19 protein-coding genes are annotated in these 19,314 nt (G+C 72.4%); 13 read left to right on the plus strand and 6 right to left on the minus strand.

Annotated elements, in window-relative coordinates:
- Positions 1-19: 19 nt before the first annotated feature.
- Positions 20-925, minus strand: coding sequence for a DMT family transporter (locus ACZ4VT_RS31665; RefSeq protein WP_467954873.1), 906 nt, complete (start codon positions 923-925; stop codon positions 20-22).
- On the opposite strand from ACZ4VT_RS31665, the gene ACZ4VT_RS31670 reads away from it, so the two are divergent.
- The 8 genes from ACZ4VT_RS31670 (at position 924) to ACZ4VT_RS31705 (ending at position 8,329) form a co-directional block, all read left to right on the plus strand.
- Entirely contained in the window at positions 924-2,351 is a 1,428-nt protein-coding gene (locus ACZ4VT_RS31670; RefSeq protein ID WP_467954874.1) for an aminotransferase-like domain-containing protein, read from the plus strand. The genes ACZ4VT_RS31665 and ACZ4VT_RS31670 overlap by 2 nt on opposite strands.
- 70 nt (positions 2,352-2,421) lie before the next feature.
- Positions 2,422-2,997 carry a histidine phosphatase family protein gene (locus ACZ4VT_RS31675; RefSeq protein WP_362857929.1) on the plus strand — a complete coding sequence of 192 codons (576 nt, stop codon included), beginning with the start codon at positions 2,422-2,424 and terminating at the stop codon, positions 2,995-2,997.
- Between the two features lie 219 nt (positions 2,998-3,216).
- The gene (argC, locus tag ACZ4VT_RS31680; RefSeq protein WP_467954875.1) at positions 3,217-4,245 is read left to right on the plus strand and encodes an N-acetyl-gamma-glutamyl-phosphate reductase; all 1,029 of its coding nucleotides are present in this window, start codon (positions 3,217-3,219) and stop codon (positions 4,243-4,245) included.
- Positions 4,242-5,399 carry a bifunctional glutamate N-acetyltransferase/amino-acid acetyltransferase ArgJ gene (gene argJ / locus ACZ4VT_RS31685; RefSeq protein WP_467954876.1) on the plus strand — a complete coding sequence of 386 codons (1,158 nt, stop codon included), beginning with the start codon at positions 4,242-4,244 and terminating at the stop codon, positions 5,397-5,399. The genes argC and argJ overlap by 4 nt, the downstream gene beginning before the upstream one ends.
- Positions 5,396-6,340 carry an acetylglutamate kinase gene (gene argB, locus ACZ4VT_RS31690; protein WP_467954877.1) on the plus strand — a complete coding sequence of 315 codons (945 nt, stop codon included), beginning with the start codon at positions 5,396-5,398 and terminating at the stop codon, positions 6,338-6,340. Before argJ ends, argB begins: the two co-directional genes overlap by 4 nt.
- Positions 6,337-7,542 carry an acetylornithine transaminase gene (locus ACZ4VT_RS31695; protein WP_467954878.1) on the plus strand — a complete coding sequence of 402 codons (1,206 nt, stop codon included), beginning with the start codon at positions 6,337-6,339 and terminating at the stop codon, positions 7,540-7,542. The genes argB and ACZ4VT_RS31695 overlap by 4 nt, the downstream gene beginning before the upstream one ends.
- A gap of 7 nt (positions 7,543-7,549) precedes the next feature.
- Positions 7,550-8,086, plus strand: a complete 537-nt coding sequence (locus tag ACZ4VT_RS31700; protein WP_030706175.1) for an arginine repressor — start codon at positions 7,550-7,552, stop codon at positions 8,084-8,086.
- 66 nt (positions 8,087-8,152) lie between these two features.
- Complete coding sequence (locus ACZ4VT_RS31705) at positions 8,153-8,329, plus strand: hypothetical protein (protein ID WP_467954879.1); 177 nt, start codon at positions 8,153-8,155, stop codon at positions 8,327-8,329.
- On the opposite strand, the gene ACZ4VT_RS31710 is transcribed toward ACZ4VT_RS31705, so the two are convergent.
- Genes ACZ4VT_RS31710 through ACZ4VT_RS31720 form a run of 3 tightly spaced genes read right to left on the minus strand, consistent with a single transcriptional unit; the run spans position 8,316 to position 11,170 of the window.
- The gene (locus ACZ4VT_RS31710) at positions 8,316-9,002 is read right to left on the minus strand and encodes a L,D-transpeptidase family protein (RefSeq protein ID WP_467954921.1); all 687 of its coding nucleotides are present in this window, start codon (positions 9,000-9,002) and stop codon (positions 8,316-8,318) included. The genes ACZ4VT_RS31705 and ACZ4VT_RS31710 overlap by 14 nt on opposite strands.
- 6 nt (positions 9,003-9,008) lie before the next feature.
- Complete coding sequence (locus ACZ4VT_RS31715) at positions 9,009-9,590, minus strand: pyridoxamine 5'-phosphate oxidase family protein (RefSeq protein ID WP_362803303.1); 582 nt, start codon at positions 9,588-9,590, stop codon at positions 9,009-9,011.
- A 5-nt stretch (positions 9,591-9,595) separates the two neighbouring features.
- Positions 9,596-11,170 carry a hypothetical protein gene (locus ACZ4VT_RS31720; protein WP_467954880.1) on the minus strand — a complete coding sequence of 525 codons (1,575 nt, stop codon included), beginning with the start codon at positions 11,168-11,170 and terminating at the stop codon, positions 9,596-9,598.
- Between the two features lie 166 nt (positions 11,171-11,336).
- Between ACZ4VT_RS31720 and ACZ4VT_RS31725 the strand changes: the two genes are divergently transcribed.
- Together ACZ4VT_RS31725 and argH are read left to right on the plus strand one after the other, a co-directional pair.
- A complete protein-coding gene (locus tag ACZ4VT_RS31725; RefSeq protein ID WP_467954881.1) occupies positions 11,337-12,530 on the plus strand; it encodes an argininosuccinate synthase in 1,194 nt (397 codons plus the stop codon).
- 106 nt (positions 12,531-12,636) lie between these two features.
- On the plus strand, positions 12,637-14,064 hold the full coding sequence (gene argH, locus ACZ4VT_RS31730; protein WP_467954882.1) for an argininosuccinate lyase: 1,428 nt from the start codon (positions 12,637-12,639) through the stop codon (positions 14,062-14,064).
- A gap of 274 nt (positions 14,065-14,338) precedes the next feature.
- Here the strand turns inward: argH and ACZ4VT_RS31735 are convergent, their stop codons facing one another.
- A complete protein-coding gene (locus tag ACZ4VT_RS31735; RefSeq protein ID WP_467954883.1) occupies positions 14,339-14,869 on the minus strand; it encodes an HAD domain-containing protein in 531 nt (176 codons plus the stop codon).
- An 89-nt stretch (positions 14,870-14,958) separates the two neighbouring features.
- On the opposite strand from ACZ4VT_RS31735, the gene ACZ4VT_RS31740 reads away from it, so the two are divergent.
- The 3 genes from ACZ4VT_RS31740 to ACZ4VT_RS31750 all read left to right on the plus strand — a co-directional run bounded on the left by ACZ4VT_RS31740 (position 14,959) and on the right by ACZ4VT_RS31750 (position 18,596).
- The gene (locus ACZ4VT_RS31740; RefSeq protein ID WP_467954884.1) at positions 14,959-15,510 is read left to right on the plus strand and encodes a TetR/AcrR family transcriptional regulator; all 552 of its coding nucleotides are present in this window, start codon (positions 14,959-14,961) and stop codon (positions 15,508-15,510) included.
- Complete coding sequence (locus tag ACZ4VT_RS31745) at positions 15,507-17,051, plus strand: MFS transporter (protein WP_467954885.1); 1,545 nt, start codon at positions 15,507-15,509, stop codon at positions 17,049-17,051. The genes ACZ4VT_RS31740 and ACZ4VT_RS31745 overlap by 4 nt, the downstream gene beginning before the upstream one ends.
- A 69-nt stretch (positions 17,052-17,120) precedes the next feature.
- Positions 17,121-18,596, plus strand: a complete 1,476-nt coding sequence (locus tag ACZ4VT_RS31750) for a membrane-associated oxidoreductase (RefSeq protein ID WP_467954886.1) — start codon at positions 17,121-17,123, stop codon at positions 18,594-18,596.
- Between the two features lie 13 nt (positions 18,597-18,609).
- Here the strand turns inward: ACZ4VT_RS31750 and ACZ4VT_RS31755 are convergent, their stop codons facing one another.
- The gene (locus ACZ4VT_RS31755; protein WP_037805411.1) at positions 18,610-19,239 is read right to left on the minus strand and encodes a lysophospholipid acyltransferase family protein; all 630 of its coding nucleotides are present in this window, start codon (positions 19,237-19,239) and stop codon (positions 18,610-18,612) included.
- Positions 19,240-19,314: the final 75 nt, after the last annotated feature.

The following is a 19,314-nucleotide window of genomic DNA, read 5'->3' on the forward strand; positions in this document are numbered from 1 at the left end:
AGTTTAGGTCGTACTGGGGCTATTTGACCCGTTGGGTGACCGCGATGCAGACGAGGACCGCGCAGGCGGCCAGCGGCGCGGCGGGGGTGAGCCGCTCGCCCAGCACCGCCACCGACCAGACCAGGGTCAGCAGCGGCTGGGCGAGCTGGAGCTGGCTCGCGCGCGGTGCGCCGATCTCGGCCATGCCCCGGTACCAGACGTACAGGCCCAGGAAGGTGGAGCCGGCCGCCACCCAGACCAGCCCGGCCAGCCCGTGCCCGCCGAGGTGCACCGGCTCGTACGCGAGCCCGAGCGCGGAGCCGGCCAGGCTGAGCGGCAGGCACAGGAGCAGCGCCCAGCCGATCACCTGCCAGCCGGGCAGGGTCCGGGCGAGGCGCCCGCCCTCCGTGTACCCGGCGGCGCAGACCAGCAGGGCGCCGAACAGGCAGGCATCGCCGGCCGAGAGGGCGCCGCCGCTCTGCGCGAGGGTGAAGCCCATGACGACCGCGGCCCCGGCGACGGCCGCCACCCAGAAGGCGCGCGAGGGCCGCGCCCCGGTGCGCAGCGCGGACAGGGCGGCGGTGGTGAGCGGCAGCAGGCCGACCACGACGGCGGCGTGCGAGGTGGTGGAGGTCGTCAGCGCCAGGGTGGTGAGCAGCGGGAAGCCGACGACCACCCCGCCCGCGACGACGGCGAGACCGGCCCAGTGCTTGCGGGCGGGCAGCGGGACCCGGCGGGCCAGCAGGAAGGCTCCGGCGATGACGGCGGCGAGGACGCTGCGCAGGGCGACGAGGGACCACGGCCCAAAGCTCTCCAGGCCCCACGCGGTGGCGGGGAAGGTCAGGGAGAAGGCGAGGACGCCGAGTGAGGCGAGGGCGGTACCGCTGCCCGCCGGGCTCGTGACCGCTATCGCCTTCGGGAGAGTAGCGCTATTCTGTGCTGTCATGTATGAGCGTAGCAGTGTGATGGAACTGGTGGAATCGCTGCGGTCTGAGCTCAACCGCTACTCTGTAGGTGGAAAGCTCCCGTCGAGTAGGGCTCTGGTCGAGCGCTATCGGGTCAGTCCCGTCACCGTCTCCCGGGCCTTGGCGCAGCTCGCCGCCGAGGGCCTCGTCGTCACCCGGCCCGGCGCCGGCGTCTTCCGCGCCTCCCCGCGCACGGCGCCCGCCGCGCCCGGGGACACCTCCTGGCAGGAGGTCGCCCTCAGCGCCGAGGCCCCCGGCGAGATCGTGCCGCGCTCGGTCGACGCCTCCGGGGTGCTGGCCTGTCTGGCCGCACCGCCGTCCGGGGTGATCGGACTCAACAGCGGCTACCTGCACGCCTCCATCCAGCCCGAGCGGGCCATGGCGGCCGCGCTCGCCCGGGCCGGGCGGCGCCCCGGTGCCTGGGACCGGCCGCCCATGGAGGGGCTGCCCGAGCTCCGCGACTGGTTCGCCCGCGAGATCGGCGGGGCCGTCGCGGCCGCCGACGTACTGGTCACCGCGGGCGGGCAGAGCGCGCTGACCACCGCCCTGCGGGCGCTGGCCCCGCCCGGGGCGCCGATCCTGGTGGAATCCCCGACCTACCCCGGGCTGCTGGCCATCGCCCGCGCCTCCGGCTGCCGGCCCGTGCCCGTCCCGGTGGACGCCGAGGGGGTGCGGCCGGAGCTGCTGGCCGCCGCCTTCGAGGCGACCGGCGCGCGGGTGTTCGTATGCCAGCCGCTGTTCCAGAACCCGACCGGGGCGGTACTGGCTCCCGCGCGGCGGGCCGAGGTGCTGCGGATCGCGCGCGCCGCCGGAGCCTTCGTGGTGGAGGACGACTACGCCCGCGCCCTGGGCCACGACGACGCCGGTCCGCTGCCCGCGACACTGGCCGCCGAGGACCACGACGGGGTGGTCGTGCACGTCCGGTCCCTGACCAAGGCCACCTCGCCCAGCCTGCGGGTGGGCGCCCTGGCCGCCCGGGGCCCGGTGGTGGACCGGCTGCGCGCCATCCAGGTCGTGGACACCTTCTTCGTGTCCCGGCCGCTCCAGGAGGCAGCCCTCGAACTGGTCGGCGCGCCCGCCTGGCCGCGCCACCTGCGCACCGTGGCCGCCGAGCTGCGGCACCGGCGGGACGTGCTCGCGGGGGCCCTGCGCCGGGAGCTGCCCGGGCTGACGCTGCACCACCTGCCGTCGGGCGGATACCAGTTGTGGCTGCGGATGGCCGACGGAGCCGATGACGCGGCCTTCGCGGCGGCGGCCCTGCGCGCCGGGGTCGCGGTGGCCCCCGGCCGCCCGTACTTCTGCGCCGAACCGCCCGGCCCGTACGTCCGGCTGAGCTTCGCCGGGGTGTCGGGGCCGGGGGAGCTGGTGGAGGCCGTCCAGCGGCTGCGGGCCGGCCTCGGCGGCTAGCCGCCCAAGCCGCTGACGGCGTCGTTCCGGAAAGCTTGACCCCCGGCCGTTCGCGGCTCACCATCACCGCATGCATGTTCGGGTTTCGCTCGTTGCCGCAGCCCGTAGTTCCTCGCTGCTCGCCGAGCGCTTCGACGACGACCGCCCGCTGGACGGAGCCGGCTGGCGATCGGTGGAGTCCGCTGCCCGGGACCTCGTGCCCCTGGGCGCGGCCGAGCTGCGCTACTGCTCGCCGACCCCGCGCAGCCGGGCCACCGCCGAGGCCCTCGGGTACGCGCCCCTCGCGCAGCCCGCGCTGCGCGAGTGCGACATGGGCCGCTGGCGGGGGCTGACCCTGGCCGAGGTGACCGCCCGCGAACCCGGCGCGGTGGACCTGTGGCTCAGCGATCCGCGGGCCGCCCCGCACGGAGGCGAGTCCCTGCTCGCCTTCATCTCCCGGATCGGCGGCTGGCTCGACACCCGCCCCGCCGACGACGGCGGCGCGATCGTGGCGGTGGCCGAGCCCTCGGTGGTCCGGGCGGCCCTGGTCTACGCGCTCCAGGCGCCCCCGCTGACCTACTGGAACGTGGACGTGCGACCGCTGTCCACCTTGACCCTCACCGGCTGGGCGCGCCGCTGGTACCTCTCCCTCCAGGCCCCGGCGTAGAACACGGTGGTCCGGACGCCGTCTCGTCGACGGGACGGCTCCCGCCGCGTGCCGACGCGACCGGCGCAATCGCCGCCGGAGCGGGCCCTTTCCTGCTAGACATCTTCCGTAGGGCGCCGCAGGCGCCGGATCCTCCCGCGCGTCCCTCCCGCCGAGATCCAGAACATTGCATAAACGTGCGGACGTACGTATAGTCATGCCATCGATGAGGAGGGTCCGATGGTGGTACGTGTAGCGGTGGCCGGAGCGAGCGGGTACGCGGGCGGGGAAGTCCTGCGCCTCCTGCTCTCGCACCCCGAAGTGGAGATCGGCGCGCTGACCGGCAACTCCAACGCCGGACAGCTCCTCGGCTCCCTGCAGCCACACCTCGTGCCGCTCGCGGGGCGCACCCTGGAGGCGACCACCGCCCAGGCCCTCGCCGGCCACGACGTCGTCTTCCTCGCACTCCCGCACGGCCAGTCCGCCGCCGTCGCCGCCGAACTCGGCGAGGACGTCCTCGTCGTCGACATGGGCGCCGACCACCGGCTCAAGGACTCCGCCGACTGGGACGCCTTCTACGGCGCCCCGCACGCAGGGACCTGGCCCTACGGCCTCCCCGAGCTGCCCGGCGGCCGGGCCGCACTGGAGGGGACCAAGCGCATCGCCGTCCCCGGCTGCTTCCCCACCGCCGTCTCCCTCGCGCTCTTCCCCGCCTACCTGGCCCAGCTCGCCGAGCCGGAGGCCGTGATCGTCGCCGCCACCGGAACCTCCGGCGCGGGCAAGGCCCTCAAGCCGCACCTGCTCGGCGCCGAGGTGATGGGTTCGGTGACCCCGTACGGCGTGGGCGGCGGCCACCGGCACACGCCCGAGATGGTGCAGAACCTGAGCCCCATCGCAGGGCAGCGCGTCTCCGTCTCGTTCACGCCGACCCTCGTGCCCATGGCACGCGGCATCCTCGCCACGTGCTCGGCCAAGGCCCTCCCCGGCACCACCGCCGAATCGCTGCGCGCCGCCTACGAGAAGGCGTACGCCGACGAGCCGTTCGTCCACCTGCTTCCCGAGGGCCGGATGCCGTCCACCAAGTCCGTCCACGGTTCCAACGCCGTCCACGTCCAGGTCGCCTACGACGCGTCCGCCCGGCGGATCATCGCCGTCAGCGCCATCGACAACCTGACCAAGGGCACCGCCGGCGGCGCGGTGCAGAGCATGAACATCGCCCTGGGGCTTCACGAGAGCCTGGGTCTTTCGACGATCGGAGTCGCACCGTGAGCGTCACGGCAGCACAGGGATTCACGGCAGCGGGCATCGCCGCCGGGATCAAGGCCAACGGCAACCCGGACCTGGCCCTCGTGGTCAACAAGGGGCCGCGTCAGGCCGCCGCGGGCGTCTTCACCTCCAACCGCGTCAAGGCCGCCCCCGTGCACTGGTCCGAGCAGGTCCTGCGCGGCGCCACCGTCGGCGCGGTCGTCCTGAACTCCGGCGGCGCCAACGCCTGCACCGGCCCCAAGGGCTTCCAGGACACCCACGCCACCGCCGAGAAGGTGGCCGCCGTCCTCGGCGAGGACTTCAACGCCGGGGAGGTCGCGGTCGCGTCCACCGGCCTGATCGGCGTCCTGCTCCCCATGGACAAGCTGCTCCCCGGCATCGAGACCGCGGCCGCCGCCCTGTCCGAGGACGGCGGCGAGGCCGCCGCGATCGCCATCAAGACCACCGACACCGTGCACAAGACGGCCACCGTCTCCCAGGGAGGCTGGACCGTCGGCGGCATGGCCAAGGGCGCGGGCATGCTCGCCCCCGGCCTCGCCACCATGCTCGTCGTCCTCACCACCGACGCCGACCTGGACAGCGCCACCCTCGACAAGGCGCTGCGCGCCGCCACCCGCACCACCTTCGACCGGGTCGACTCCGACGGCTGCATGTCCACCAACGACACGGTGCTGCTGCTCGCCTCCGGCGCGTCCGGCCGGGTGCCGGTGTACGAGGAGTTCGCCGAGGCCGTGCGCACCGTCTGCGACGACCTGGCCCGCCAGCTGATCGGTGACGCCGAGGGCGCCAGCAAGGACATCCGCATCGAGGTCATCGGCGCGGCCAGCGAGGACGACGCGGTCGAGGTCGGCCGGTCCATCGCCCGCAACAACCTGCTCAAGTGCGCCATCCACGGCGAGGACCCGAACTGGGGCCGGGTGCTCTCCGCGATCGGCACCACCCGGGCCGCCTTCGACCCGGACCGCCTCAACGTCGCCATCAACGGCGTGTGGGTCTGCAAGAACGGCTCGGTCGGCGAGGACCGCGACCTGGTCTCGATGAAGGACCGCGAGGTCCGCATCACCGCCGACCTCTCCACCGGCGGCGAGTCGGCCGTCATCTGGGCCAACGACCTGACCGCCGACTACGTCCACGAGAACAGCGCGTACTCCTCATGAGCGACGAGAAGGCCGGCCAGCCCGGCACCGCCCGCAAGCACACCGCCCTGCCCAAGGCGCAGATCCTCATCGAGGCCCTGCCCTGGCTCACCCGCCACAACGGCAAGATCGTCGTCATCAAGTTCGGCGGCAACGCCATGATCGACGAGGACCTCAAGGCGGCCTTCGCCCAGGACGTGGTCTTCCTGCGCCAGGCCGGCCTCAAGCCGGTCGTCGTGCACGGCGGCGGCCCCCAGATCAACGCCCAGCTCGACAAGCAGGGCCTGGTCAGCGAGTTCAAGGCCGGCCTGCGCGTCACGACCCCGGAGGCCATGGACGTCGTACGGATGGTGCTGGCGGGCCAGGTCCAGCGCGAGCTGGTCGGACTGCTCAACCAGCACGGGCCGCTCGCCGTCGGCATGACCGGCGAGGACGCCCACACCATCACGGCGACCAAGCACAGCCCGGAGATCGGCGGCGAGGTCATCGACATCGGGCGGGTCGGCGAGATCACCGCCATCGACACCGGCGCGATCGAGGCGCTGCTCTCGGACGGCCGGATCCCGGTCATCTCCTCCATCGCCCGCAGCGCCGACGACCACCACGTCTACAACGTCAACGCCGACACGGCGGCCGCGGCGCTCGCCGCCTCGCTGGGCGCCGAGACGCTGATGGTCCTCACCGACGTCGAGGGCCTCTACGCGGACTGGCCGCACAGCGACGAGGTCATCAGCCGGCTCACCGTCAGCGAGCTGGAGAAGCTGCTGCCCGAGCTGTCCAGCGGCATGGTGCCCAAGATGGAGGGGTGCCTGCACGCCGTGCGCAACGGCGTGAACACCGCCCGCGTGCTCGACGGGCGGGTCCAGCACTCGATCCTGCTGGAGATCTTCACGGACTCGGGCATCGGCACGATGGTCGTGCCCGACCCACGGCCCGGACAACAGCCAGGGGGAGCGGAATGACGAAGGGCAGCGGCAACCAGGAGTACGGCGCGCGCTGGCAGGGCGCGCTGACCAACAACTACGGAACCCCCGCCATCGCCCTCGTGCGCGGCGAGGGAGCCCAGGTGTGGGACGCCGACGGCAAGCAGTACACCGACTTCGTCGGCGGCATCGCGGTCAACGCGCTCGGCCACGCCCACCCGGCGATCGTGGCGGCCGTGACCGAGCAGGTCTCCACCCTCGGCCACGTCTCCAACCTCTTCATCTCCGAGCCCGTCGTCGCGCTCGGCGAGCGGCTGCTGCAGCTCTTCGGCCGCCCCGGCAAGGTCTTCTTCTGCAACTCCGGGGCCGAGACGATCGAAGCCGCCTTCAAGATCGGCCGGTTGACCGGGCGGACCCACATGGTCGCCACCGACGGCGGCTTCCACGGCCGGACCATGGGCGCCCTCGCCCTCACCGGCCAGCCGAAGAAGCAGGAACCCTTCCTGCCGCTGCCGGGCGACGTCACGCACGTCCCCTTCGGCGACGTCGAAGCCCTGCGGGCCGCCGTCACCGAGGAGACCGCGTTCGTCGTCATCGAGCCGATCCAGGGCGAGAACGGCGTGGTCGTGCCCCCGGCCGGGTACCTGACGGCCGCCCGCCAGATCACCCGCGCCACCGGCACCCTGCTCGTCCTCGACGAGGTCCAGACCGGCATCGGCCGGTGCGGCCAGTGGTTCGAGCACCAGGCCCACGAGGACGTCGAGCCCGACATCGTCACCCTCGCCAAGGGGCTGGGCGGCGGACTGCCGATCGGCGCGGTGGCCCTCTTCGGGACCGCGGCCGACCTGTTCCAGCCCGGCCAGCACGGCACCACCTTCGGCGGGAACCCGGTCGCCTGCGCCGCCGGCCTCGCCGTGATCGACACCATCGCCTCCGAGGGGCTGCTCGACCAGGTCAAGGCCCGCAGCGAGCGGCTGCGCTCCGGGATCGAGTCCTCGGGGCACGCGCTGGTCTCCCACGTCAGGGGCGCCGGCCTGCTGCTGGGTATCGTGCTGACCGAGCCGCTCGCACCCCAGGTGCAGCAGGCGGCTCAGGACGCCGGCTTCCTGGTCAACGCGCCCGCCCCCGACGTCGTACGGCTCATGCCGCCGTACCTGCTCACCGAGGCCGAGGCTGACGCGTTCGTCCGGGCCCTGCCCGGCATCCTCGACGCAGCCAACGGGGACGGATCCGAAGAATGAGACGACGATGAGCCAGGCGCAGGACAACGAGCAAGTCGGACAGGCCGTCCCGCAGACCCGCACCGCGCGCCACCGCCGGATCGTGGACATCCTCAACCGGCAGCCGGTCCGCTCCCAGAGCCAGCTGGCCAAGCTGCTCGCCGACGACGGGCTGAGCGTCACCCAGGCGACGCTCTCCCGCGACCTCGACGAGCTGGGTGCGGTGAAGATCCGCAACACCGGTGGCGAGCTGATCTACGCGGTGCCCAGCGAGGGCGGCTTCCGCACCCCGCAGGCACCGCTCGGCGAGTCCGCGAAGGAGGAGCGCATGCGGCGCCTCTCCGGGGAGCTGCTGATCTCGGCGGAGGCCTCCGCGAACCTCGTGGTCCTGCGCACCCCGCCGGGTGCGGCGCAGTTCCTCGCGTCGGCGATCGACCAGGCCGAACTCCGCGCGATCCTCGGCACGATCGCGGGCGACGACACCCTGATGCTGATCAGCCGTGACCCGGCGGGCGGCCAGGCCCTCGCCGACCACCTCCTGCGGCTGGCGCAGAAGGAGGGCTGAGCCTGGCGGGTCGGCGGGGAGGTCCGGGGCGCCGGCAATCCCGGTGCCGCGGCGGCGTTCGCCGACATGGCCTCGCGCGACTACGACACGTGGCGCGGTGTCGACCAGATCGTCGTAGAGGAATACGAGGACGACGAGGACGAGTGGCTGGACGACAAGGTCTGGTGGGAGGACGCCTACGAGTACCGGGCCGCGGACGAGGACGAGGACGAGCCTGGGACCCGCGGACCTAGTACCGGGTGACGGCGAGCGGCCCGTCCTCCGTGCCGATCGCGATGTGCGGGTGCCGGCGCGGGTTCGCCCAGCGCAGGATCGCCCGCATGGCCCGTTCGGGCACGGACACGCAACCGGCTGTCGCGCCCTTGCCGTTGACGTGCAGGAAGATCCCGGCGCCCCGGCCGCGCACGGGCCGCTCGTAGTTGAAGGCGATGAGCAGCGCGTGCGCGTACTGCTTCTCGTACGTCACCAGGTGCTCGGCCTCGCCCGGCGCGCAGTCCGCGGGCAGCGGCTCCACCCAGCGGTTGTAGTGGGCGGACGCGTTGTCCTGGCACCACCAGGAGTCGCCCCGCACCCGCCGGTAGCGGACCTCCGTGCCGGCCGGTGCACGCCGGATCCCGAAGGCGTACGGGAGTGCGTAAAGCCCGGTCGGCGTGGTGCTGGTGCCCTGCGTCCGGGTCGCGCCCTCGGTGAGGCCGTTCGACCCGAACCGGGCGGGCGCGCTGCCGGCCTCGTGCCAGCCCCCTGACCACCGGTCCCACCAGGTCAGCCGACCGGTGGTGGATCCGGGCGCGGGCGCGACGGCGATGATCAGCTGACTCCCTCCGCCGGTGTCGGCGAGCCGGGACGGCAGGGGCGCGGGGGCCTGCGGGAGCAGGCTGCTGACGATCAGTGAGCCTGTGACGAGAGCGGTACGCAGCACATGTCAGACGGTACGGGGCGGAAGGGGCAGAGGCAGCGCAGGCAGGCCGTCGAGGCTCGTCTCGATGAACTCCTTCTTCTCGCAGTACGCGGCGAACTCCTCGTCCGTCTTGCGGCCGAAGTACTCCGCGTGGAGGGTGCGCTCGCCCTCGTACTCCATGAAGGGGACGGCGTACCCGCACGTGTCGGAGATCCGGCGGGCGTGGACGAGGACGATCGCCCGTGCGGACGGCCCGTCGGCGTTACCGAACAGGGGGATCAGCTCGCCCCAGCGGGGGTCGTCGCGGAAGACCGCCTCGCCCTGGCCGTGGACGCGCACGATGTTCGGCGGGCCGCTGAAGGCGCACCACATGAGGGTGATCCGGCCGTTCTCGCGGACGTGCGCGAGGGTCTCGGCGCCACTGCCGCCGAAGTCCAGGTAGGCGAGGGTCTGTTCGTCGATGACCACGAGGGTCCCTGCGCGGCCCTTGGGGGACAGGTTGACGTGACCGTCCCCGGCCAGCGGTGCGGTCGCGGTGAAGAAGACCGGCTGCGCTTCGATGAAGGTGCGCAGGCGGCCGTCTATGCGTTCGTAGAGCTTTCCCATGGTGATCAGTATCCTTCCGTCGCGGTTCCGGTGCGGGGGAGCCCGAGCTGTGAGCGCATCCGCCGCAGGACGTAGTCGCCGAACACTCCGGTGCAGCGGTCCAGCAGGGCGCCGACCTCCGGATCGCCGACCGGAAGGGCGGGCGGCCGGTAGGGGGACCACAGGCTCCCGAGGCGCTGCCCGGCGAGTACGCGCAACCCGGCGTCCTCGTCCGTCAGCAGTTCCACGGAGGCCCGCAGTCCGGGCACGCCGCCCCCGGCGTGCAGGACGCGGTACGCCGCGAGGCGGCTGTGGCGCGGCCGGCCGGGGGCGATGCGGGCCAGCAGCCAGTCGGCGGGCAGCTGCCCTGCCGAGGCGCGCAGGCTGAGGGAGGCCTCCCGGGCCACGGCCGGCGAGGGGTCGTCCAGCAGCGGCCGCAGCAGCGCGAGGTCGGTGACGTCCAGGTGGCGCAGACCCGCGACGGCCGCCGCCCGGACCGCCCCGGCGGGGTGGTCGAGCAGGGCGCGCAGCAGCGGGGCGTCCGCGCGGCCGGCGCACTCGGCGAAGCCCGTGACGACGTACCCGTTGATCCGGTCCGGGGCCTCGACCAGCTCGCGGAGGTGCGCGTACGGATCGCCCCCGCCCTGGCGCAGGAGCCAGCGGGCGCAGGCCCGGACCGTTCCGGAGCGGTCGGTGAGGTGGTGCACGGCCTCGGCGGCCCGCCCGGCCCGGCGCAGGGCGGTGACCCCGGCGGCCCGGACCATGGGGAGGTGTCCGCCCAGCAGGGCGTCGACGGCCGCGTCCGCGTCCGCCGCCGCGTGGGCCCGGTCCGGCGCGTCGCCCGGATCCCCGTCGCCCGGAGCCCCGTCGCCCGGACCCCCGGCGGCCAGCGCCGCCAGCGCGGCGTCGGTCCAGAGCGTGCTCGTCACCGGGTCCTGCTCGACGGCGGCCCGCCGGGCCAGTTCCCGTACGCCGAACTGCGCGCGGTCGAGGGTGATCCGGGCGGCGAAGCGCCGGGTGACCAGGTCCGGGCTCCACCGCAGCCAGGCCAGTACGGTGTCGGGCTGCTCGCCGGTGCGGGTGCGCGCGGGCCGCTCGGCCCGCCACCAGGTCGCGGGCCGGGCCGGCCGCCACCACGGGGCGAGGACGGGGTCCTCGGCGCGCAGGGCGGCCTCGAACCGCTCCAGTGCCCAGGCGCCCTGCTCCCGCCGGCCCAACCGCAGGACCAGCGGGGTCAGGTCGGTCAGGGTCCGCGCGGGGTCGGCGGCCAGGGCCTCGCGGAGGATCCGGCGGGCGCGTTTGCGTACCGCCGGTACCCAGTCGGCACAGCGGATCGCCACGAGCGGGAGCGCCGGGTCCGGCTCGTCGAGCGCGGCCTCGCGGATCCGGCCGTCCCGGTGGCACAGGCGGGTCTCCGGGCGGTCGAAGGACGGCGGCGAGGTGCCGTGGGGGCGGGCCAGGCGGACCTCTTCGTCGAACGCGGTCCAGGCCGCCGGCCGGTCGGGCAGGCGGACTCCGCCGATCCCGGCGCGCCTGCCGGCGAGCAGTCCCGCCGCGGCGGCCCGTCCGTTCTTCGCGTCCTGTCGTTCCCCGGCGCTCATGTGCCCTCCCCCTGTCCCTGCGTACCCGGCGAGCCTAGGCGGTGGACGGGTGCTCGCGCGCCTCATATTCGCCCAGGTCAAAGGCCTCACGATGGGGTTGATTGACGAAACATACGGAGTAGTGCATAGTTATGCCTGTCGTTGAATGCACCGTAAGGAGAAACCCGTGACCGAGCGCGTCGTACTCGCCTACTCGGGCGGCCTGGACACCTCCGTCGCCATCGGCTGGATCGCCGAGGAGACGGGCGCCGAGGTCATCGCCGTTGCCGTGGACGTCGGCCAGGGCGGCGAGGACCTGGACGTCATCCGCAAGCGCGCGCTCGACTGCGGTGCGGTCGAGGCCGAGGTCGCCGACGCCTCCGACGAGTTCGCCAACGAGTACTGCCTCCCGGCGATCAAGGCGAACGCCCTCTACATGGACCGGTACCCGCTGGTTTCGGCGCTCTCCCGGCCGGCCATCGTCAAGCACCTGGTCGCCGCCGCCAAGAAGCACGGCGCCACGACCGTCGCCCACGGCTGCACCGGCAAGGGCAACGACCAGGTCCGCTTCGAGGCGGGCATCGTCGCCCTCGCCCCGGACCTCAAGTGCATCGCCCCGGTCCGCGACTACGCGATGACCCGCGACAAGGCGATCGCCTTCTGCGAGGAGAAGCAGCTCCCGATCGCGACCACCAAGAAGTCCCCGTACTCCATCGACCAGAACGTCTTCGGGCGCGCCGTCGAGACGGGCTTCCTGGAGGACATCTGGAACGCCCCGATCGAGGACATCTACGAGTACACCTCGAACCCGGCCCTGCCGCGCGAGGCCGACGAGGTCGTCATCTCCTTCAAGGAGGGCGTCCCGGTCGCCATCGACGGCAGGCCCGTCACCGTGCTCCAGGCGATCCAGCAGCTCAACGACCGCGCCGGCGCCCAGGGCATCGGCCGGATCGACATCGTCGAGGACCGGCTCGTGGGCATCAAGTCCCGTGAGGTGTACGAGGCCCCGGGCGCGATCGCGCTGATCACCGCCCACCAGGAGCTGGAGAACGTCACCGTCGAGCGCGAGCTGGCCCGCTACAAGCGGCAGGTCGAGCAGCGCTGGGGCGAGATGGTCTACGACGGCCTGTGGTTCTCCCCGCTCAAGCGGGCGCTGGACGGCTTCATCAACGAGGCCAACCAGCACGTCACCGGTGACATCCGGATGACGCTGCACGGCGGCCGCGCCGTCGTCACCGGCCGGAAGTCGGACGAGTCGCTCTACGACTTCAACCTCGCGACCTACGACTCGGGCGACACCTTCGACCAGTCCAAGGCGCAGGGCTTCATCGAGATCTTCGGCCTCTCCTCGAAGATCGCGGCGCGGCGCGACCTCGCCTGACCGATCAGCAGTACGTGACCGCCTCCCCGTTTCCTCCGCGGCGGGGAGGCGGTTTCACATCCAAAAGCATGCCGTACATGCCATGCAGTCTTGAGGAGCAGTAGCTGTGAGCAGCAACAACGGTGACGTCCGGCTCTGGGGCGGCCGGTTCGCCGACGGTCCCGCCGAGGCCCTCGCGAAGCTGTCCGCGTCGGTCCACTTCGACTGGCGCCTCGCGCCCTACGACATCGCCGGCTCGCGCGCCCACGCCCGCGTGCTCCACAAGGCGGGCCTGCTCACGGCCGAAGAACTCGACCGCATGATCGCCGGACTGGACCGGCTGGAGGCCGACGTGGCCGACGGCTCCTTCACCGGCACCATCGCCGACGAGGACGTGCACACCGCCCTGGAGCGGGGCCTGCTGGAGCGGCTCGGCGCCGACCTCGGCGGCAAGCTGCGCGCCGGGCGCTCCCGCAACGACCAGGTGGCCACCCTCTTCCGGATGTACCTGCGCGACCACGCCCGGATCATCGGCGGTCTGATCGCGGACCTCCAGGACGCGCTGGTCGGCCTCGCCGAGAGCCACGCGGACGTGGCGATGCCGGGCCGGACCCACCTCCAGCACGCGCAGCCGGTGCTCTTCGCCCACCACGTACTGGCCCACGTGCAGTCCCTGTCCCGGGACGCGGAGCGGCTGCGGCAGTGGGACACCCGGACCGCGGTCTCCCCGTACGGATCGGGGGCGCTGGCCGGCTCCTCGCTGGGCCTGGACCCGGAGGCGGTCGCCGCCGACCTGGGCTTCGAGCGGGGCTCGGTCGGCAACTCCATCGACGGCACGGCCTCGCGCGACTTCGTCGCCGAGTTCGCCTTCGTCACCGCGATGATCGGGATCAATTTGTCCCGGATCGCGGAGGAGATCATCATCTGGAACACGAAGGAGTTCTCCTTCGTGACCCTGCACGACGCCTTCTCCACCGGCTCGTCGATCATGCCGCAGAAGAAGAACCCGGACATCGCGGAGCTGGCGCGTGGCAAGTCGGGCCGCCTCATCGGCAACCTGACCGGCCTGCTCGCCACGCTCAAGGCGCTGCCCCTGGCGTACAACCGGGACCTCCAGGAGGACAAGGAGCCGGTCTTCGACTCCTGCGACACCCTCGAAGTCCTGCTGCCGGCCTTCACCGGCATGATGGCCACCCTCACGGTCAACCGGGAGCGGATGGAGGAGCTGGCCCCGGCGGGCTTCTCGCTCGCCACCGACATCGCGGAGTGGCTGGTCAAGCAGGGCGTGCCGTTCCGGGTGGCGCACGAGGTGGCCGGCGAGTGCGTCAAGGAGTGCGAGGCGCTCGGCATCGAGCTGGACGAGCTCACCGACGAGCAGTTCGCGAAGATCTCGGAGCACCTGACCCCCGAGGTCCGTACCGTCCTCAACGTCAAGGGCGCCCTCGCCTCCCGCGACGGCCGCGGCGGCACCGCCCCTTCGGCGGTCGCGGTCCAGCTGACCGAGCTGAAGGCCGACCTGGTCATCCAGCACGCCTGGGCGGTCCACAAGCAGTAGCCGACGGGCGGTGGTCCCGAGCGTGGCCGGGGGCGGGGGAGCGGATGGGCTCCCCCGCCCCTTCGGCGTTACAGGCGGACGACGCTGATCGAGAACGGACGGTCGCTGTCCACGGCTGCGCTGCCGCCCGAGGACGGGGTCGCGGTGTAAGGGCTCACTGGAGAGCAGCCTCCCGGCTCGCGGGCCGGCGGGGGAAGGCTCCCGGGGCCACAGTCACTCCAAATGATCACAGTCGGCATCACCCCGCCGAACACGGCTAGTGATGATCGATTCGCTAAGAGTGTCCACCCGGCCGCGGTGCCGCCCATCCGGCCAGGGTGTCGAAGTCCTCGCGGACCAGCCCGATCTGCTCGTCGATCCGCAGCAGCAGCGCGTGCGCCGGATGGAACCGCTCGACGTACTCGCGGTCCATGGCCCCGATGTCGTCGTCGATCCACGCGAAGGGTCGCTCGCCCGCGTATTCGAGGATGTACTGGGTCTTCCAGAAAGTGCCGCGCGGCGCCCGGCCGTGCATCGACGGCCAGTCGATGAAGGGAAGCCGGGGCAGGCCGAGGTGGGGGCCTATCCAGTCGTTCGCCTCGTCCTTCCAGGTGGTGGCCCACACCAGTTCGTACGCCTCCGCCAGCGCGAGCAGCTCCTCCCCGTGGGCGGGATTCAGCCAAACCCGCAACGGCTTCGCGCTCTCCCCCTCCCGCCAGCCCGTGGGCCGCATCCGGTGGGTGGTGTAACCCTCCGGGCGGCGCTGGGCCTTGGCCGCGTAGGGGTTCAGTGGTCCGTCGACATCGATCAACAGCAGTGGCTTCATCGAGGGAGGATTCCCTTCCGGCCGCCCTTTGGCAGCTCATTTTCGAGCCGAATGAGACATTGCCGTCTCATTCGGGGTATGCTTGTCTCATGGCCACGCATCGTGACCAGGTGCTCCGCGACGCGGCCGCCCTGCTCTCCCGCAAATCGACCGCCACGATGGACGAGGTCGCCCGCGCCGCCGGAATCGGGCGCGCGACCCTCCACCGGCACTTCGCCGGGCGCGACGCCCTCGTACGGGCCCTCGAAGAGCTCGGCATCCGGGAGTTCGAGGTGGCCTTCGACACCGCCCGCCTCGACGAGGGCACGGCTGTGGAGGCGCTCAGACGCCTCGTCGCCGAGGCCGAGCCCAACGCCGAACTGCTGGCCTTCCTCGTCACCGAGAACCAGCTGTTCGAAGGCGACCAGATCAACGAGGGATGGTCCCGGCTCGACGCCCGCGTCACCGCCCTGTTCCGGCGCGGCCAGGAAGAGGGCGACATCCGGATCGACCTGAGCCCCGCATGGCTCACCGAGGCCCTCTACGGCCTCATCGGCAGTTGCGCCTGGGCCGTCATGGACGGCCGGGTCGCCGCCAAGGACTTTCAGTACATGATCATCGAGCTGCTGCTCGGTGGCGCCCGACGGAGTGTGGAGAAATGAGCCGTACCGAACAGCTGAGCAGGCAGACGGGGACGGAGGGGAAGAGCAAGGGGCGCTGGCTCGCGCTCTCCGTGCTCGTCCTGGCCGTGCTGCTGGTCGCGGTGGACGCCACCGTACTCGGCCTCGCCACCCCCTCGCTCAGCGAAGACCTCAAGCCGTCCGGCACCCAGCTGCTGTGGATAGGCGACATCTACTCCTTCGTCATCGCCGGCCTCCTGGTGTCGATGGGCAGCCTCGGCGACCGCATCGGCCGCAAGAAGCTGCTCCTCGTCGGCGCCACCGCCTTCGGGGCCGTCTCGGTCCTCAACGCCTACGCCACCAGCCCCGAGATGATGATCGTCGCCCGGGCCCTGCTCGGCGTGGCCGGCGCCACCCTGATGCCGTCCACCCTCGCGCTGATCCGCAACATCTTCCACGACCCCAAGGAGCGCAGCCTCGCCATCGGGATCTGGGGCGCCACCGCCTCGGCCGGCGCGGCCGTCGGCCCCGTCGTCGGCGGAGCCCTGCTCCAGCACTTCTGGTGGGGCTCGGTCTTCCTCATCAACCTCCCCGTGATGATCGCCCTGGTCCTCGTCGGCATCAAGCTGCTGCCCGAGTCCAAGAACCCGGTCGCCGGGCCCTGGGACCTCGTCAGCGTCGGCCTCTCCCTCGTCGGCGTCATCAGCGTGGTCTACGCCATCAAGGAAGTCGCCACCCACGGCCTGACCTGGGAGGTCGTGGCCACCGCCGGGCTCGGCGCCGGCGCCCTGTACGCCTTCGTCCGCCGCCAGTTCACCCTGCCGTCCCCGCTGCTCGACATGCGGCTCTTCAAGCACCGCGGCTTCTCCGGCGCGGTCCTCGCCGACCTGCTCACCGTCTTCGGCCTCTCCGGACTGGTCTTCTTCCTCTCGCAGTTCCTCCAGCTCGTACAGGGCCGCGGCCCGCTGGAGGCCGGCCTCGCCGAACTGCCCGCCGCCGTCGGCGCGGTGGTCACCGGCCTGATCGCGGGCCGGTACGCCCGCAAGTACTCCGTACGGTCCATCGTGGCCGGCGGCCTCGCCGCCATCGGCCTGGCCCTGGCCGTCCTGACCGTGATCCACAAGGAGAGCGGCTACCCGGTGCTCGGCGCGGCCCTGCTCGTCGTCGGCCTCGGCGCCGGTTTCTCCTTCACCGTCACCGCCGACGTCATCCTCTCCAGCGTGCCCAAGGAGCAGGCCGGTTCGGCCTCCGCCGTCTCCGAGACCGCGTACGAACTCGGCGCCGCCCTCGGCATCGCCCTGCTCGGCTCCATCGTCACCGGCGTCTACCAGGGCTTCACCGCCCCGGCCGGAGCCGCGGGGCCGGTGGCCGACGCCGCGCACGAATCCCTCGGCGGGGCCGTCGAAGCCGCCAAGTCACTGGACCCGGCCACCGCCACGCAGATGGTGGGCGCCGCCCAGGACGCCTTCGTCGACGGTCTGCGCCTCGCCTCCGGCGTCGGCGCGGCCGTGCTGCTGGCCACCGCCGCGGCAGCCTGGTTCCTGCTGAAGGGCCAGCGGCTCGAGGACGGCGTCGCGCACTGACGTCCCGCCAGGGGATGCTGCCGCGGCCACGGTTGACAGTCCGTCGGACCGCGGGACACCATCCCGGCGATGGAGATCAACGACCTGACCCCGGCCGAGCGCCGCATATGGGACGCCTTCCCGCGCGGCGAGGGCGTCGACTTCCGCGAACAGCCCGACGACAGTTCCGTGGACGGAGCCGGCTGGGGGCCGGACCGGACCGTCCGCGCCGAGGTGCTGCGCGCCCTGCTGCTGGGCGCCGGCCGCACCGAGGAGGGCCGGGTCGCCGGACTCAAGGTCAAGGGCGCGAAGATCGTCGGGAAGCTCGACCTCCGGTACGCCGTCGTCGACCATCCCATCCGGCTGCGCGACTGCTGGTTCGAGCGCAAACCCCTCCTGTACGGGGCCCAGTTGCGCGCGCTCGTGCTCGGCTACTCCACCCTCCCCGGCCTCACCGCGGCCACCTTGCGCGTCGACGTGGTCCTGCGGCTCTCCTGCTGCCGGATCACGGGCCCCGTCCGCCTGCAGGGTGCCAGGATCTCCGGCGGCCTCTTCCTCCAGGGGGCGGTGATCGGCCCCTCGGCCGGTGAGGAGGCGGACGAGCCGACGCTCCAGCTCAACCACGTCGACATCGGCACGGACATCATCGCCAATGACCTCACCGTCCACGGCCAGACGCGCATGAACGGAGCCACCGTCGGCGGCCAGGTCAACCTCAACGAGTCCCGCCTGTTCGCCCCCGGCGGCATCGCCCTGCACGCCGAGAACCTCAGCGTCGGCAGCGACCTGCGGGGCCGGCGGCTGGAGGCCCGAGGCCTGGTCAACCTCACGGGCTCGCGCATACCGGGCCAGCTCCACCTCAGCCGCGCCGTCTTCGACAACCCCGACGGGGTCGCCCTGCGCGCCTCCAGCTGTGTCGTCGGCGAGGTGTGGCTGAGGCAATGCGAGACCCTCCGGGGCGGGGTGAACCTGCGGCGCTCCCAGTTCGACATGCTGCACATGCAGCCCGAAACCTGGCCGGAAACGATCCGCATCGACGGGCTCACCTACCGCACGCTCGCCCCGCACCTGCCCGCGGAGGAGCGGCTGCCCGCTCTGGAGCGCGAGGAGTCCGGGTACGTCCCGTACGCCTACGAACAGCTCGCCGCGGCCTACCGTACGGCGGGCGACGAGCCGGCCGCCCGCACGGTGCTGCTCGCCAAGCTGCGCAGGCACCGCCGCACCCTGCCCCGGCCCGCCCGGCTCTGGGGGCTGCTCCAGGACGTCACCGTCGGCTACGGCTTCCGGCCGCTGCGCGCGGCGGGCTGGCTGCTGGCGCTGCTGCTGACCGGGACGATCGCCTACTCGCTCGTCCCGCCCCGCCCGCTCAAACAGGGCGAGGCGCCGGACTTCAACGCGGTCTTCTACACGATCGACCTGATGCTGCCGATCATCGGCTTCGGGCAGGAGTCCGCCTACGCGCCGAGCGGCTGGTACCAGTGGTTGTCGTACCTGCTGATCGTGACCGGCTGGGTCCTCGCCACCACCACGGCGGCGGGCGTCAGCCGGTCACTTCAGCGGCAGTAGAAACGACGGGGGACTACGCGGCCTTCGCCTTGGTGGCGTACATGTCCACGTACTCCTGGCCCGAGAGCCGCATGACCTCGGCCATCACCGAGTCGGTGACGGCGCGCAGCACGTAGCGGTCGCGGTCCATGCCCTCGTAGCGGGAGAACTCCATCGGCTCGCCGAAGCGGACGGTGACCCGGCCGGGGCGGGGCATGCCGGCGCCGCCGGGCTGGAGCTTGTCGGTGCCGATCATCGCGAACGGCACCACGGGGGCCCCGGTCATCAGGGTCAGGCGGGCGATGCCGGTGCGGCCGCGGTAGAGGCGGCCGTCGGGGGAGCGGGTGCCCTCGGGGTAGATGCCGAAGATCTTGCCCTCTTCGAGGATCCGGCGGCCGGTCATCAGGGCCGCGACTCCGCCGTTGGCCCCGTCACGGTCGACGGGGATCATGCCGGAGCCGGTGAAGAACCAGGCCATGGCGCGGCCCTTGATGCCCTTGCCCGTCACGTACTCGTCCTTGCCGATGAAGTGGACCGTACGGTCGCACACCAGCGGAAGGATCATGGAGTCGATGAAGGTGAGGTGGTTGCCCGCCAGGATCACCGGTCCGTCGCCGGGGATGTTCTCGATGCCTTCCACACGGGTGCGGAACATCATGCGCATGACCGGTCCGACAGTGGCTTTGATGAGGCGCGTACGGAACAACGTGGGCCCTCCGGCATCGAAAAGCGGTTCTGG

It is taken from the genome of Streptomyces sp. NPDC029164 (assembly GCF_055563995.1).

Bases quoted from the DNA above. Each gene is read 5' to 3' on its own strand.
- ACZ4VT_RS31670 (WP_467954874.1), top strand. From the start codon at position 924: ATGTATGAGCGTAGCAGTGTGATGGAACTGGTGGAATCGCTGCGGTCT.
- ACZ4VT_RS31665 (WP_467954873.1), bottom strand. From the start codon at position 925: ATGACAGCACAGAATAGCGCTACTCTCCCGAAGGCGATAGCGGTCACG.
- ACZ4VT_RS31675 (WP_362857929.1), top strand. From the start codon at position 2,422: ATGCATGTTCGGGTTTCGCTCGTTGCCGCAGCCCGTAGTTCCTCGCTG.
- argC (WP_467954875.1), top strand. From the start codon at position 3,217: ATGGTGGTACGTGTAGCGGTGGCCGGAGCGAGCGGGTACGCGGGCGGG.
- argB (WP_467954877.1), top strand. From the start codon at position 5,396: ATGAGCGACGAGAAGGCCGGCCAGCCCGGCACCGCCCGCAAGCACACC.
- ACZ4VT_RS31695 (WP_467954878.1), top strand. From the start codon at position 6,337: ATGACGAAGGGCAGCGGCAACCAGGAGTACGGCGCGCGCTGGCAGGGC.
- ACZ4VT_RS31700 (WP_030706175.1), top strand. From the start codon at position 7,550: ATGAGCCAGGCGCAGGACAACGAGCAAGTCGGACAGGCCGTCCCGCAG.
- ACZ4VT_RS31705 (WP_467954879.1), top strand. From the start codon at position 8,153: ATGGCCTCGCGCGACTACGACACGTGGCGCGGTGTCGACCAGATCGTC.
- ACZ4VT_RS31715 (WP_362803303.1), bottom strand. From the start codon at position 9,590: ATGGGAAAGCTCTACGAACGCATAGACGGCCGCCTGCGCACCTTCATC.
- ACZ4VT_RS31720 (WP_467954880.1), bottom strand. From the start codon at position 11,170: ATGAGCGCCGGGGAACGACAGGACGCGAAGAACGGACGGGCCGCCGCG.
- ACZ4VT_RS31735 (WP_467954883.1), bottom strand. From the start codon at position 14,869: ATGAAGCCACTGCTGTTGATCGATGTCGACGGACCACTGAACCCCTAC.
- ACZ4VT_RS31740 (WP_467954884.1), top strand. From the start codon at position 14,959: ATGGCCACGCATCGTGACCAGGTGCTCCGCGACGCGGCCGCCCTGCTC.
- ACZ4VT_RS31745 (WP_467954885.1), top strand. From the start codon at position 15,507: ATGAGCCGTACCGAACAGCTGAGCAGGCAGACGGGGACGGAGGGGAAG.
- ACZ4VT_RS31750 (WP_467954886.1), top strand. From the start codon at position 17,121: ATGGAGATCAACGACCTGACCCCGGCCGAGCGCCGCATATGGGACGCC.
- ACZ4VT_RS31755 (WP_037805411.1), bottom strand. From the start codon at position 19,239: ATGCGCATGATGTTCCGCACCCGTGTGGAAGGCATCGAGAACATCCCC.